13 protein-coding genes are annotated in these 14,521 nt (G+C 36.0%); 11 read left to right on the forward strand and 2 right to left on the reverse strand.

The window, feature by feature from the left end; genetic code table 11:
* From BAU28_RS29220 to BAU28_RS12105, 8 genes are all read left to right on the forward strand, one after another.
* Positions 1-2,530, forward strand: a 2,530-nt coding sequence (locus BAU28_RS29220) for an SH3 domain-containing protein (RefSeq protein WP_165615162.1), incomplete at its 5' end; no start/stop codon positions are given.
* A gap of 62 nt (positions 2,531-2,592) precedes the next feature.
* The gene (locus BAU28_RS12075; protein ID WP_071718680.1) at positions 2,593-3,471 is read left to right on the forward strand and encodes an ROK family protein; all 879 of its coding nucleotides are present in this window, start codon (positions 2,593-2,595) and stop codon (positions 3,469-3,471) included.
* 128 nt (positions 3,472-3,599) lie between these two features.
* Positions 3,600-4,196, forward strand: a complete 597-nt coding sequence (locus BAU28_RS12080) for a TerD family protein (RefSeq protein ID WP_002174699.1) — start codon at positions 3,600-3,602, stop codon at positions 4,194-4,196.
* Between the two features lie 23 nt (positions 4,197-4,219).
* On the forward strand, positions 4,220-4,804 hold the full coding sequence (locus BAU28_RS12085; protein ID WP_002174700.1) for a TerD family protein: 585 nt from the start codon (positions 4,220-4,222) through the stop codon (positions 4,802-4,804).
* Between the two features lie 80 nt (positions 4,805-4,884).
* Positions 4,885-5,463 (forward strand): TerD family protein, encoded by a 579-nt coding sequence (locus BAU28_RS12090; protein WP_002174701.1) that lies wholly within the window; start codon positions 4,885-4,887, stop codon positions 5,461-5,463.
* Between the two features lie 72 nt (positions 5,464-5,535).
* Positions 5,536-6,327: a TerC family protein gene (locus BAU28_RS12095; RefSeq protein WP_071718681.1), complete on the forward strand. Its 792-nt coding sequence runs from the start codon at positions 5,536-5,538 to the stop codon at positions 6,325-6,327.
* 110 nt (positions 6,328-6,437) lie between these two features.
* Positions 6,438-8,069, forward strand: coding sequence for a YceG family protein (locus tag BAU28_RS12100; RefSeq protein WP_071718682.1), 1,632 nt, complete (start codon positions 6,438-6,440; stop codon positions 8,067-8,069).
* Positions 8,070-8,087: 18 nt separating this feature from the next.
* Positions 8,088-9,170 carry a toxic anion resistance protein gene (locus BAU28_RS12105; RefSeq protein ID WP_071718683.1) on the forward strand — a complete coding sequence of 361 codons (1,083 nt, stop codon included), beginning with the start codon at positions 8,088-8,090 and terminating at the stop codon, positions 9,168-9,170.
* 168 nt (positions 9,171-9,338) lie between these two features.
* On the opposite strand, the gene BAU28_RS12110 is transcribed toward BAU28_RS12105, so the two are convergent.
* Positions 9,339-12,005, reverse strand: coding sequence for a cation-translocating P-type ATPase (locus tag BAU28_RS12110; protein ID WP_071718684.1), 2,667 nt, complete (start codon positions 12,003-12,005; stop codon positions 9,339-9,341).
* A gap of 191 nt (positions 12,006-12,196) precedes the next feature.
* Positions 12,197-12,421: a DUF1128 domain-containing protein gene (locus BAU28_RS12115; protein WP_000366197.1), complete on the reverse strand. Its 225-nt coding sequence runs from the start codon at positions 12,419-12,421 to the stop codon at positions 12,197-12,199.
* 174 nt (positions 12,422-12,595) lie between these two features.
* Between BAU28_RS12115 and BAU28_RS12120 the strand changes: the two genes are divergently transcribed.
* From BAU28_RS12120 to BAU28_RS12130, 3 genes are read left to right on the forward strand one after another with little or no spacing between them, the layout of a single operon-like run.
* Positions 12,596-13,060, forward strand: coding sequence for a low molecular weight protein-tyrosine-phosphatase (locus tag BAU28_RS12120; RefSeq protein WP_002174706.1), 465 nt, complete (start codon positions 12,596-12,598; stop codon positions 13,058-13,060).
* A 53-nt stretch (positions 13,061-13,113) separates the two neighbouring features.
* The gene (locus BAU28_RS12125) at positions 13,114-13,629 is read left to right on the forward strand and encodes a DUF4075 domain-containing protein (protein ID WP_002174707.1); all 516 of its coding nucleotides are present in this window, start codon (positions 13,114-13,116) and stop codon (positions 13,627-13,629) included.
* A gap of 6 nt (positions 13,630-13,635) precedes the next feature.
* The gene (locus BAU28_RS12130; RefSeq protein ID WP_048375628.1) at positions 13,636-14,505 is read left to right on the forward strand and encodes a YihY/virulence factor BrkB family protein; all 870 of its coding nucleotides are present in this window, start codon (positions 13,636-13,638) and stop codon (positions 14,503-14,505) included.
* Positions 14,506-14,521: the final 16 nt, after the last annotated feature.

Here is a 14,521-nt window from a genome sequence, read left to right on the forward strand (position 1 = left end):
AATTAACGCGACAAGCCTCCGAGTAAGAAGTGCAGCGAATACAAGTAGCGCAGTTCTAGGAAACTTAAAAAATGGCGAAAAAGTAACAGTGTTAGGAAAAGCAAACGGCTGGGCAAAAATCAGCTACCAAGGAAAAGAAGGCTATGTATCGCTAGAATTTGTGAAATTAGAGGCAGGAAAGCAAGAAGAAAAGCCAGCGGGAAATATTACAAATGGAACACAAGAAGTAGGAACAATAAACGCAACAAGTTTACGAGTAAGAAGTGCGGCAAATACAAGTAGCGCAGTTCTAGGAAACTTAAAAAATGGCGAAAAAGTAACAGTGTTAGGAAAAGCAAATGGCTGGGCGAAAATTAGTTATCAAGGAAAAGAAGGCTATGTATCCTTAGAATTTGTGAAATTAGAAGCAGGAAAACAAGAAGAAAAGCCAGCGGAAAACATTACAAATGGAACGCAAGAAATTGGAACAATAAACGCGACAAGTTTACGAGTAAGAAGTGCAGCAAATACAAGTAGCGCAGTTCTAGGAAACTTGAAAAATGGCGAGAAAGTAACAGTGTTAGGAAAAGCGAACGGCTGGGCGAAAATCAATTATCAAGGAAAAGAAGGTTATGTGTCGTTAGAATTTGTAAGATTAGAAGCAGGAAAACAAGAAGAGAAACCAGCGGAAGAGATTACAAATGGAACACAAGAAGTAGGAACAATTAACGCGACAAGCCTCCGAGTAAGAAGTGCAGCGAATACAAGTAGTTCAATTTTAGGAAACTTAAAAAATGGTGAAAAAGTAACAGTATTAGGGAAAGCGAACGGCTGGGCGAAAATCAATTATCAAGGAAAAGAAGGCTATGTATCCTTAGAATTTGTGAAATTAGAAGCAGGAAAGCAAGAAGAAAAGCCAGCGGAAAACATTACAAATGGAACTCAAGAAGTAGGAATGATCAATGCGACAAGTTTACGAGTAAGAAGTGCGGCAAATACAAGTAGCGCAGTTCTAGGAAACTTGAAAAATGGCGAGAAAGTAACAGTGTTAGGAAAAGCAAACGGCTGGGCGAAAATCAATTACCAAGGAAAAGAAGGATATGTATCATTAGAATTTGTAACACTCGGTAAAGATTCAACTGATCCAACGAATCTAGAGCAAGTAACAGAAGAACGAGCTGTTGTAAATGCTTCCCTATTAAATGTTCGTAAAGGCCCATCAACAGGTGCGGCAGCTGTTGGTCATTTAAAGAATGGAGAGACTGTTACAATTATAGGGAAAGAAAATGGTTGGGCAAAAGTCCATTTTAATGGTGGTGAAGGTTACGTTTCATTACAATTTTTAAAGGTTAAACAAGGTTCAACCTCTTATGAAATTGTTACTTCATCACAAAAGGTTCAAAAGCCAAATGAAGTAGAAGCAACGCAAATTATGCAAAATTTGAAAGAAGATGCGTATATTAAAAGCGACGGTAAAGTTGTAAATATGAAGCAAGGTTTCGTTCGTGCAAATGGTGTTATTAATATTTATGATATTGCGACAGGGAAGAAGCTCACATATGTAAAAGGTGGGGCCGACTTGAAATTTGTGAAAGCTGCTGGTGATCGTATTCATGTCCAAATTGATGGTATGACAGGTTACGTGAATATAAATGATGTTACATTACATCCGGCAATGACTGGTGAGAAAACATCGTATTATGCAACTAAAAATGGCAAGTTATATCATTATGTATACAACCCTGCAAATGGTAAATATGCAACGTATCAAATTGGTAATGCTCCGAAACATTTAAAAGAAGGAGAGCGTTACGAAGCTTTCGATAAGAAGCAAATCGGCGGACAAGATAGTTATCAATACTTTGAATATATGCCACTCCGTGCAACATCTACTTATACAGGAGATGAAATTGATAACTTCTTAAGCAAATCTAATGCAAATAGTCCACTTATTGGATTAGGAAAATATTTTGTAAGTGCAGCAGAGAAGTATAAGATGAATGCAGGATACTTAGTGTCACATGCAATTTTAGAATCTGGCTGGGGAACGAGCCGTATTGCACAAGATAAGAAAAATTTATTTGGTTTTAGAGCAGTAGACTCAGATCCATATAATGGTGCAACTGGATTTAAAACATGGGAAGAAGGCATTGATTTTTGTGCTGCATATATAGATAAACATTACTTAACACCGGATGGAAATACATACAATGGTGGAAACTTAGGTGATAAGGCAGAAGGAATGAACGTCATGTATGCAAGTGATGAAAACTGGGGTCAGCAAATTGCCTCACTTATGCATAGAATTGATTCCATGAATGGAAGTAAAGACTTAAATAAATATCGACTTGGAACGTTGAGAACAGGTTCCCCAGTATTCAAAAACTTAGCTGAAGGCCAAACTGGAACGACATCCCGGAACATTATGGTAGCTATTAAGAAAACAATTAACACACCACAAGGATTATATTATGAAATCGTTTCAGATAATAAAGAATACAACAGTGTCTACGTAAAAGCTGGGTCTGTAAATCTTGTAAATTCTTATTAAAGGAAAGCATCATCATTTCAATGCAGAAGAATGAAATTCATAATGTTAGAGGAAGTGGCAGTGTGAAAAAATATATCGCATTTGATATTGGTGGTACACAGATTAAATATGGGATTGTTTCAGAACTTGGGATATTATCAAATCATAAAACTATATTAACAGAGGCTCATTTAGGCGGAGAACAAATCGTTCAAAAGCTTATTAGTTTGGCGGAGCAATTAATGAATGAACATGTTGTTTCTGGAATTGGTATTAGTACAGCTGGAATTGTAGATATTCATAAAGGAATCATAACTGGCGGCGTGGATCATATTCCACGCTATGCCGGTATTCCTATTATTGATAGATTACAAACAGTATTAAAAGTTCCTATATCCATTGAAAATGACGTCAATTGTGCTTCATTTGGAGAGCAGTGGCAAGGTGTTGGAAGGGATGAAAGTAATTTCATTATGCTTACCCTTGGAACGGGAATAGGGGGCGCAATTGTTATTAATAAGAAACTGTACAGAGGTCATTCATTTAGTGCTGGTGAATGGGGAAATATGTTGATTGAAGGGAAGCCATTTGAAGAAGTTGCCTCGATTTCAGGATTAGTTTATCTTGTGCGGAAGTATAAAGGTAGCGGTAATTGGAATGGTGAAACAATTTTTGAATTATATGATCAGAAGGATAAAGAAGTTATACACGCCGTTCAAATATTTTTTAAACATTTAGCAATTGGAATTAGTAATCTGGCTTATATCTTTAATCCACAAGCAATTATTATTGGTGGGGGGATTACTGATAGAGGCAATCGATTTTTAGAAGAAGTAAAGGCAGAGGTACGAAAATATTTGAATCCTGAAATTTATAGTAATTGCGAGATTAAACTCGCGCAAAATCGTAATCATGCAGGAATGATTGGTTCTATTTACCACTTCTTACATCATCATAAATAAATTATATGAATGTTTTCATATAACTGAGAATTTATCCTTTTTCTCACTAGATAAATAATGCTACAATATAAGAGAAGAATACAATATTTTCCGATTCGGAAAATGCTTTGTAGAAAGGAAGAAACTTCATGCCTATTATTTTAGAAAAAGGACAAAAGATCGATTTAACGAAAGGACAACCGAGAGTAGCAAAACTGCAGGTTGGCTTAGGCTGGGATCCAATTGGGCAATCAGGTGGGTTTCTGTCTTCTTTATTTGGAAGTAAACCAAATGTAGATTGTGATGCATCTGTTGTTATGTTAGAAGGGGATCGTTTTTTAAACAAAAATGATCTAGTTTACTTCGGCAACAAACTTTCTACTTGTGGTAGTATTATTCATTCAGGGGATAATTTAACAGGTGAAGGCGCTGGTGACGACGAAACAATTTTCGTAGAATTACATAAAGTTCCGAGCCGTATTAATCGTTTAGTATTCGTTGTAAATATCTATGACTGTGTAAATCGTCGTCAAGATTTTGGGATGATTCGCAATGCATATATTCGTATTCAAAACCCACAAACAGGTGAAGAATTAGCACGTTATAACTTGTCAGATAATTATGCTGGTAAAACGACTTTAATTGCAGGGGAAATGTATCGAAACGGAAACGAATGGAAGTTTTCAGCAGTTGGAGAAGGAACACAAGATAAAAACTTAAGTGAGATTGTATCACGTTACCAATAAGATAAATCGAGGAGGAATAGTATATGGCATCTATTTCATTGAAAAAAGGACAGAAGGTAGATTTAACAAAAACAAATCCAGGCCTTTCGAAAGTTCTTGTAGGACTTGGTTGGGATACAAATCGTTATGACGGACAAAACGATTTCGACTTAGATGTTAGTATCTTCTTAGTAGGTGCTAACGGTAAAGTTTCGGGAGCAGAGGATTTCGTCTTCTATAATAATCCAAAAGGTGCGAATGGTGCTGTAGAGCATTTAGGAGATAATCGAACTGGTGAAGGTGAAGGCGATGATGAATCTATTAAAGTAGATTTAAAAAATGTCCCATCACATATTGAACGTATTTGCTTCACTATTACAATTTATGATGGAGAAGGCCGTAGCCAAAACTTTGGACAAGTTTCTAACTCTTTCGTACGTATTCTAGATGAAGAAAAGAATGCAGAATTAATTCGTTACGACTTAGGAGAAGATTTCTCTATTGAAACTGCTGTAGTAGTAGGAGAGTTATACCGTCATGCAGGTGAATGGAAATTCAATGCAATCGGAAGTGGATTCCAAGGTGGATTAGCGTCTCTATGTAATAACTTTGGTTTAGATGTAGAGTAATAGATTTATATATCCATCGGTGAAACACATGTTTACCGATGGATATATTTTAAAAGATTAAAATATAGAGGTGAATATACATGGTTATTCAGTTACAAAAAGGACAGAAGATTGATTTAGGTAAGACAAGCCCAGGTTTAACAAAAGCAGTAATTGGTCTTGGATGGGATATTAAGTCTTATGATGGCGGAGCCGATTTCGATTTAGATGCATCTGCCTTTTTATTAGATGCGAACGGAAAATGTACGAAGGAAACTGACTTTATTTTCTATAATAATTTACAGTCTCCTTGTGGATCTGTTTTACATACAGGAGATAACCGTACAGGTGAAGGTGAAGGCGATGATGAACAACTTGTTGTGGATCTGAAAAAAGTTCCAGCAGATGTGCATAAAATTGCTATTACAGTTACTATTTATGATGCGGAAGGCCGTAATCAAAACTTTGGACAGGTTGCAAATGCATTCGTTCGTCTAGCAAATGAAGAAACGAATGAAGAAGTTCTTCGTTTTGATTTAGGAGAAGATTTCTCCATCGAAACAGCAGTTGTCTTTTGTGAATTATATCGTCATAATGGACAGTGGAAGTTTAATGCAGTAGGAAGCGGATTCCAAGGTGGATTAGGTGCGCTTGTAAGAGCCTATGGCTTGGATGCATAGAAAGGAAACGAACTTCGTTTCCTTTTTTTGACCTTTCTATAAATCTAGCAAAGAATAGGGGATAAAGGTAAGATGAGTATTTTGCAAGGAATCCTTGATACGTATGCTCAGTTTTTCGACTTGGACATGTGGATTAAAGTGTTGCAAGATCCAGTATCTTGGGGATTAATTGGTACACTTGTTGTACTTGAAGGGTTGTTATCTGCTGATAACGCACTTGTGTTAGCAGTAATGGTAAAACACCTTCCGGAAGAAAAACGTAAAAAAGCATTATTCTATGGACTTATTGGAGCTTATGTATTCCGTTTTATTGCAATTGGAATCGGAATGTTCTTAATTAAATTATGGTGGGTAAAACTTCTTGGTGCACTTTACCTTGCTTGGTTATCAGTGAAATACTTTATTGATAAGAGAAAAGGTGGCAGTGAAGAAGAAGAAGCTCATGGTATGAATCAAAATAGTATTCTCTTTAGAATGTTCGGTGTCTTCTGGGGAACGGTTGCGATGGTTGAATTAATGGATATCGCGTTCTCAGTAGATAGTGTACTTGCTGCATTTGGTGTATCGAATGAAGTTTGGATTCTGCTATTAGGCGGAATGCTTGGTATTTTAATGATGCGCGGTATTGCTGGCGTATTCTTAAAATTGTTAGAGCGTATTCCAGAGCTTGAAACAACAGCATATATTTTAATCTTAATTATCGCAGCGAAAATGTTACTGTCTCTAATTGGATTTGAGATTAGTCATACACTGTTCTTTATTATTTTAGTTGTAGCATTTGGAGTAACGTTTATAATTCACTACATGAAGAATGGTGGACAAGCAAGAGAAGAAGTTGCAGCTACTAAAAATGAACATAAATAATTGAAATGGGTTTGCTCGTTATGCGAGCGCCCATTTTTTATAACCAAAAATAGTTTATAATAGAAGAAAGACTTTAGAAAAAACGTAAATGTTTTTGGAGGTGAACTGTTGTGTTTTCACGTTTTACACTTCAACCATGTGCATTAAAAGATGAATCAGATTTAAAACAATTTGAAACGCTTTTAGAAAAACGCCCACAATATGAACTGACAGAGAATGAGATGAAATTTAGTTATTTAGCAAGTCGTATTCTTGGTGTTCCCAATGATGTAGATGAATATTTCAATGAGTTATTTGATTATAGTGAGGTGAAAGGGATTGAGGTTTTGCATGAACAAAATTTAAATAAGGTGATTGATCCCGAAAAACTGCGCCATATTCAAGAAGTTTTTGCATTACATCAAGAAGCGCCAAATGGACTTACAGTAAATAGGCTTGTAGCCCATTTGTCTGGAAAACAACTATTACCGCAAGTAGACAATCCTGATTTGCAGCATTATATACATACGACATTTATTTCTGTATTGAAATTGTATGAAAAACAGCATAATCAATCATTAAAAACAGAAGGGTTCCGTCGTTTCTTAATCGATATTATTAAATTAAGCGAAAATTACGTAGCGAAGTGGTTCTCTACGATTAATTATAAGAAACAAATGCCGCGTATTGTTTGGTATGGTGATGCAACGGAGAGTCGTATATATTTCTTATACTTTCTTATTATGCTCGGTTGCGATGTACTTTATTATCACCCAGAAGGAAAAGATGGATTTGAAAGTGTAGATGAGGAAGGAAGGACCTTTGTCGTATCTCATCCGAGCCGTATTTCACTGGAGCCATTTCCTGATCGACGTCGTGAACGCGTCGCGACAGTAGCTTATCAAGCTTCAAAGGAAATTGAACAAGTACTTCATCATGATAATTCATTATTATACAAACCGTGGCAATTTCGCTCGTATACACCAGTAGCGCGTACTCTCAAAACGACGTACGATGAACTCTTTTTAATTACGAAAGAAAAGGCATTTGTACGCCCAACATTCTTTGTTGAAAATAAGCATATTTATATTCCTTCTTTATTTGCAAAAATATCAGGCGTTTCAAAGAATGATAAAGAATATTTTCAACGATTAAAGGCTGTTACATCATTTGATAATAGTTTATTAATTAATACATTTCCGTTTACGAAAGAACAAAAAGCAAATTTCCAATATCATTATCGAGATGCATTAGATCGCGCAGGGAAGTTGCATCCTGATTTAATTATGAACAGCCATTGGTGGCCACATAAACGTTTACCTGAAGGTTTACAACATGGTATTGCAGAGGCAATCATCCATACGTGCGAAAGTGAAATATGTAAACCAATCGCGAAAGAGACGAAACAAGATGTAGCACTGTATGTTTTCGCGCAACTCTCTCAAATACCACCGAACATTTTAGAGCAGCTTGAGAAATTTGATTATTCGCAAGAAGTGCCGAAAATTGTTATATTTAATAATGAGAAGAGCGGAGAATTAAGTCGTTCGGATGCTGTTTTATTACTATTTTTAAATCAAATTGGAGTAGATGTATTCCACTTTAATCCAACGGGGAGAAACGATATTGAACCGTATATTGAAGCAGGAGCATTTGATTCACATTGGCTTGAAGAAGTTAATTTCGATCTTGAGTTTCATGGTTCATCAGCCTATAAAAATTTATCACAAACAATAAAAGGACTATTTCGTCCGTTTTTATAAGGAAAGGGAGAATGTCATATGAATAACCCAGTCGTATTAGATCCGAAAACAGAATTGAATGAGCAAACGGCACAAGATGTTCGCTTGCAACTTAGACAAGATGCGGAGGTACAACGTATTTATAACGCAGTAGATATTAAAGACCAATTAGAATTAATCGAGCTTGGAAAAGAGCCTTCTATGGAAATTTCACGTTTCGCGGATCAAATTTTACATACAATGTCTTTATCGAAAATAGAAGACTCTGGTGAATTATTAAAACAGCTTGGTAAAATTATGGATAGATTTGATAGTAAAGACTTTGCGGAAGAGAAAAGTGGTTTCTTCTCACGCATGTTCAAAAAAGCGGATAAAATGATTGAACAAATCTTTAGTAAGTATCAAACGATGGGCCGCGAAATTGATAAAGTTTATGTGGAGATTACGAAGTATCAAGATGAAATGAAAAAATCAATTGGTACGTTAGATGGTTTATATGAGCAAAACTTAAAATATTATTTAGATTTAGAGAAATATGTAGTAGCGGGAGAAATGTTATTAGATCGTTTAAATACAGAGTTAGTTCCGATGTATGAGGAGCGCGTACGCAATAATGATCAATTAGCAGGTATTGAATTAGAATCGCTTAAAAACTCTGTTGAAATTTTAGAGCAGCGTATTGATGATTTAGAAAAGGCACGTATGGTTGCGCTATTAACAGCGCCACAAATTCGTATGATTCAACGTGGTAACAATAAATTAATTGGTAAGATCAATACAGCATTTATTACAACGATTCCTATCTTTAAAAATGGTATCATTCAAGCGGTAAATGCGAAGCGTCAAAAGCTTGTTGCAGACTCTATGGCTGAACTTGATCGCCGTACAAACGAATTACTTAAGAAGAATGCACAAAATATCGCGACTCAAAGTGTGGAAGTAGCGAGATTATCAGGTTCTTCTAGTATTAAGATGGAAACACTTGAGGAGACTTGGAATATTATTTCAAGAGGTATGCAAGAAACACAACAAATTGAAGAACAAAATAAACGTGAACGTGAAGAAAGCCGTAAGCGTATGGCTGCATTAACGGAGAACATCAAAAAAGAATTACAAGGATAAATGAAAAGGCAATGAGGAATATTCCTCATTGCCTTTTTTGTTTCGTTATTTGAAGGCAGTAAGAATCCCATCTCAAGATGTGGCTGTAAAGCAAAGAAGTTAGGCGGGAATCGGGCTTTTAATCAGTGGAGGAAGGAACGAAATCCCCCCGCTGATTAAAGTTTCACTTTATTTTCTCTTAAATAATTTAATGATTTCATTCACAACAAGCGGAATGATACTTAATAAGAGAACAAATCCCCAATCTTTTATCGTTAATGCGTGTACACCAAATATATTTGCAAGAGGAGGGATGGAGATAATACAAACTTGCATAAGAACACCGATAAGAAGTGAGAAAACTAAATATTTATTTGTAAATATCCCGATTGAAAAAATTGATTTCGTTCTTGAACGTAAGTTGAATGAATGAACGAGTTGAGAAAAACTAAGGACGACAAATGCCATCGTTTGAGCATATAATAGAGCGTCTTCATCAATTTGATCTGGGAAGAGAGGAAATAAATTAGTATCTCCTGTATAGAGCTTTGCCCCAACGATAAAGGCTGTTAATGTGAGAAGTCCAATTACAACGCCATTGAAAATAAGAAAAGGAACGCTACCGCTAAATAAGCTTTCTTTTGCATGACGTGGTTTTTCCTTCATTACATCAGGATCTTCGGGATCAACACCGAGTGATAATGCAGGTAGTGTATCTGTAATTAAATTTACCCACAGAATGTGAATAGGGCGTAGTGGTGTTGCCCAGCCGAGTAAAATAGCTAAAAATAAAGTGATAATTTCTCCAAAGTTACAAGAAAGTAGGAAGAGAATAGACTTTTTAATATTACGGTAAATATTTCTACCTTCTTCAACAGCTTTAACAATAGATGAGAAGTTATCATCTGTTAAAACTACATCAGCTGCGCCTTTTGCGACATCTGTTCCTGTGATTCCCATTGCTACCCCGACATCTGCTTGCTTTAAAGATGGAGCATCATTTACACCATCACCAGTCATGGAAACGATATTTCCTTTAGCGCGTAATGCTTTTACAATCTTCACTTTATGTTCTGGAGAGACTCTAGCAAAGACATTTAAATGATTAATTTTACTTGCTAGTTCTGTATCTGAAATGTTATCTAATTCAGTTCCAATCATAATTTCAGATTTTTCTTCAGCAATACCAAGTTCTTTGGCGATTGCAAAAGCGGTATCTTTATGATCGCCAGTAATCATGACAGTGCGAATACCAGCTTTTTTACATTCTGTAATAGAATCTTTTACTTCTGTGCGTGGAGGATCAATCATACCGACAAGACCGATAAATATAAGGTTTTCTTCGAGATGATCTATATCCACATGGTCCGTCTCATATTGTTTAAATGCGAATGAAAGCACTCTTAAAGCTTCTTGTGACATCGCTTGTGCAGCTTCTAATATTTGTGTTTTATGAGAATCTGTTAGGACCTCAACTTTGTTATTTATAAAGATATGGGTACAGTGAGGTAAGAGTTTATCAATGGCACCTTTAGTCATGCTATAGTAGCTTTTGTCATATGTATGTACTGTTGACATCATTTTACGATTAGAATCGAAAGGCAGTTCGTTAACACGTTCATGTTTATTTTCTAAATTATCTTTTTGAATGTTAAAAGAGCTTCCGGCAACAAGAAGGGCAATTTCTGTAGGATCCCCTGTTTGTGATTCATTACTATAAGAGGCATCGTTGCATAAAACCATATTTTCTAATAATAGACGGTGTACATCGTTATTTACGTTCAAATTTTCTAGCTGATTGTATGTTTGATCGCTATAAAAATGAGTAACGGTCATTTTATTTTGAGTTAATGTTCCTGTCTTATCTGAGCAAATAATTGTAACGGAACCAAGAGCTTCAACAGCTGGTAGTTTACGAATGATAACGTTTTGTTTAATCATACGTTGAACGCCGATGGCAAGAACGATAGAAACGATAGCTGGTAAGCCTTCTGGAATGGCTGCAACAGCTAAACTAATAGCAGTCATAAACATTTCTAAAGTATCTCGTCCTTGTAAAAAACCGATGAGAAACATAATGACACAAATAGCTACAGCGACAAAGCCTAAATATTTTCCTACTTGCGCTAAGCTTTTTTGAAGTGGTGTCATATCATCTTCAGCTTCATGCAAAAGAGTTGCGATTTTCCCAATTTGTGATTTCATTCCAGTTTCAACAGCAACACCGACGCCACGCCCGTATGTTACTAGCGTTGACATAAAGGCCATGTTTTTTTGATCGCCTAGTGGTACTTGCTCATCCCTTTGCATGGAAGGGTGATAGATTGCATCTTTATCGACAGGGACAGATTCACCAGTTAGAGCAGATTCTTCAACTTTTAAGTTCGCAGTTTCAATAAGCCGTAAATCACATGGTATATATCGTCCGGCATCAAGCATAACGATATCACCTGGAACGACGTGCTCAGATGGGATCTCTTTTAGTTCACCATCTCGTTTTACGATAGCTTTTGGCGTGGCCATCTTTTTTAATGCTTCTAAAGCTTGTTCTGCTTTAGATTCTTGGATTACACCGATAACAGCGTTTAAAATCACAACGAGCGCGATAATACTTGCATCGGCCCATTCACCTACAAAGGCGGAAATAAGGGCAGCTATGATAAGGACATATACGAGGACGTCATTAATTTGGGCGAAAACTCGCTGCCATAAAGTACGTTTTTGTTTTGTAGCTAATTCATTAGGACCATATTGCTCTAAACGTTCATTTACGATATCATCGGTTAAACCGTATTGTTCATTTGTTCCTAAATCGGTTAATGTTTGATCTTTCGTCTTACTGTACCAATTGCTCATAAGTAAGCACCCCCAGTAAAAACAGTTAGCAATGGTAGTGTGGCAATTTTTTTAGAGTAGTATGTATGGAGAAATAATCTAAGGTGAGGTTCTACTTTCATTGTACAGTATTTTAGAATGGGATGAGGAAAAGAGAAGAGTTGTCATGAATTTGTTGAAATTAAAAAGAGCCTCTCTTATGAGGCTCTTTGCTATTTTTTAATTAATGTACCTAATTCCTCTGTAATAGCTTGCATTTCACTAATGCTGAATGTTTCGCGCTTCATAACATGCTCATAAATGTCGCGTAAGTCTTCGTACATTTCTTCGTTAAAGCTAGCAGCTCTCATTGCTCCAGCATTAACCATGCGTAATTTTTCTTTAATAGCTTCTACCATATATTCAACGTTTTCTTCTGATTTTACGGATAAATCCACCGAAGTGTCCCCCTTTAAAATAACATAAGGATATCTTAACATTTTTTATCATTTTCGTTAATGAAACTTTTCAATCCTATTAAATTAGTAGGGATTTCCTTTATAATTAATAATTGGTTGTTTATACTATAAGTATATATTAAGAAATGCACCAAGAAGGGAAGAAACAAAAATATGGTTCAAGTATTGTTTGTTTGTCTTGGGAACATTTGTCGTTCTCCAATGGCAGAAGCAATTTTTCGAGAACTTGTCGTAAAAGAGGGACTCGAAGAGAAAATTGTCATTGATTCTGCCGGAACTGGAGATTGGCATATTGGTCATCCACCACATAAAGGAACACAAAAAATTTTAAAAGAAAATGAAGTCTCTTTTGAAGGAATTAAAGCACGTCAAGTAGAAAAAGAAGACTTAACAAAGTTTGATTATATTATTGCCATGGACAACAAGAATATAGCGGATTTAAAAAGTTTAGGTAAAACTGGAGGCTATATTGGTAGGCTGTCCGATTTTGTTCCAGGCGGTGGCTGGACAGACGTTCCTGACCCTTACTTTACAGGGAACTTCCAAGAAGTGTATGACCTTGTAACAGAAGGGTGTGAAAAGCTATTAGCTTTCATTCGAAATGAACAAGGAATATGAGGAAGCTTAGAAAGAAATACTTTCTAACATAAGAAATGAAAGGGTGAAGGAATATGGCAAAGAAAAATAATATTGCTCGAAACATTGCGATTGGTGTAGCTGCAGGTGTAGCTGTATCCATGTTAAAGAAAGAAAATCGCGAAAAAGTAAAAAATACAGCAGAAAAAGCAAAAACAAAGATGATTGAAATTGGTGAAAATGCGAAGATAAAAGAAAAAGTGCAAACTGTTACAGATAAAGGACGCGAACTTGCTGATTTCAATGTAGTAAAAGCGAAAGTAGCAGAAATTAAAAAATTGACGCCGTCTGTTGTAGAAACGTTAAAAGAAACGAAAGAAATTTTTAGTAAGAAAAAAGTTGAGCGAGAAGAAAAGCCAGAAACGATTGAAATTCAAGCTGTGTCTCCAAAGGTAGATGAGCTTAAAGCTGAAGAAGAGCCAGTGGTAGCTGAAGATGGCGGTATGAAAGAGGCACGTGAATTATTTATGAAGGACTCAAATGCAGAGGGAAAAAAAACTGAAGCATATATTGAGCTAAAGCAAGATAAAGAAGAGAAGAAAAGCGTTTAAAAATATATGAGAAAATTTTTAGAAAAAGCAAAAAGAAATCGCACTTTTTCGTTTGGGAAAGACTTATATGATCGAACGATGCGCGATGATGTAGCGGGCTTAGCAGCACAGCTCGCTTATTTCTTCTTGCTTGCGATTTTTCCTGGGCTTGTTTTCTTAATTACGCTTCTTGGATTTATTGACCTTCAAACAGAAAGTGTGCTCAACCTATTAGAACCGTACGTACCGGAAGATGCGATGAACTTAATTGAAGTAAACGTAGATAAAGTTGTAAATGAGCAAAACGGTGGTTTACTATCATTTGGTTTACTATCGATGCTATGGTTTGCTTCAAATGGAGTGAATGCGGTTATGAATGCTTTTAACCGTGCTTATGATGTAGCAGAAACCCGTTCCTTTATTAAAACAAGAGCTTTATCGATTGTGTTTACACTAGCGATAATTTTTATGATTGTGTTTGCACTGATTGTCCCGGTGTTTGGGCAAGTAATTGGGGCAGCTGTGTTTAAAGCAATTGGTTTATCGGATAGTTTTTCTTACGTTTGGAGTATTACGCGTTTAGTAGCGAGCTTCTTTGTTTTGTTCGCTTTATTTAGTTTCTTATATACGTTTGCACCTGATCGGAAATTAAAAAGAAGAGAAGTTATTTCAGGAGCAGTATTTGCTACTGTAGGATGGATTGTGGTATCGTACTCATTTGCCTATTATGTAGATAAATTTGCAAATTACGCTAATACATATGGTGGTCTTGGTGGTATCATTATTTTAATGTTATGGTTTTATTTGACCGCGTGGGTAATTTTACTTGGCGGAGAAATTAACGGTTTACTTCATCACTATAGAACGAGTGACAATAATTCCCGTAATGAAAAATAAACTTCTGTTCCATAAT

The organism is Bacillus paramycoides (genome assembly GCF_001884235.1).
Lineage (GTDB): Bacteria > Bacillota > Bacilli > Bacillales > Bacillaceae_G > Bacillus_A > Bacillus_A paramycoides.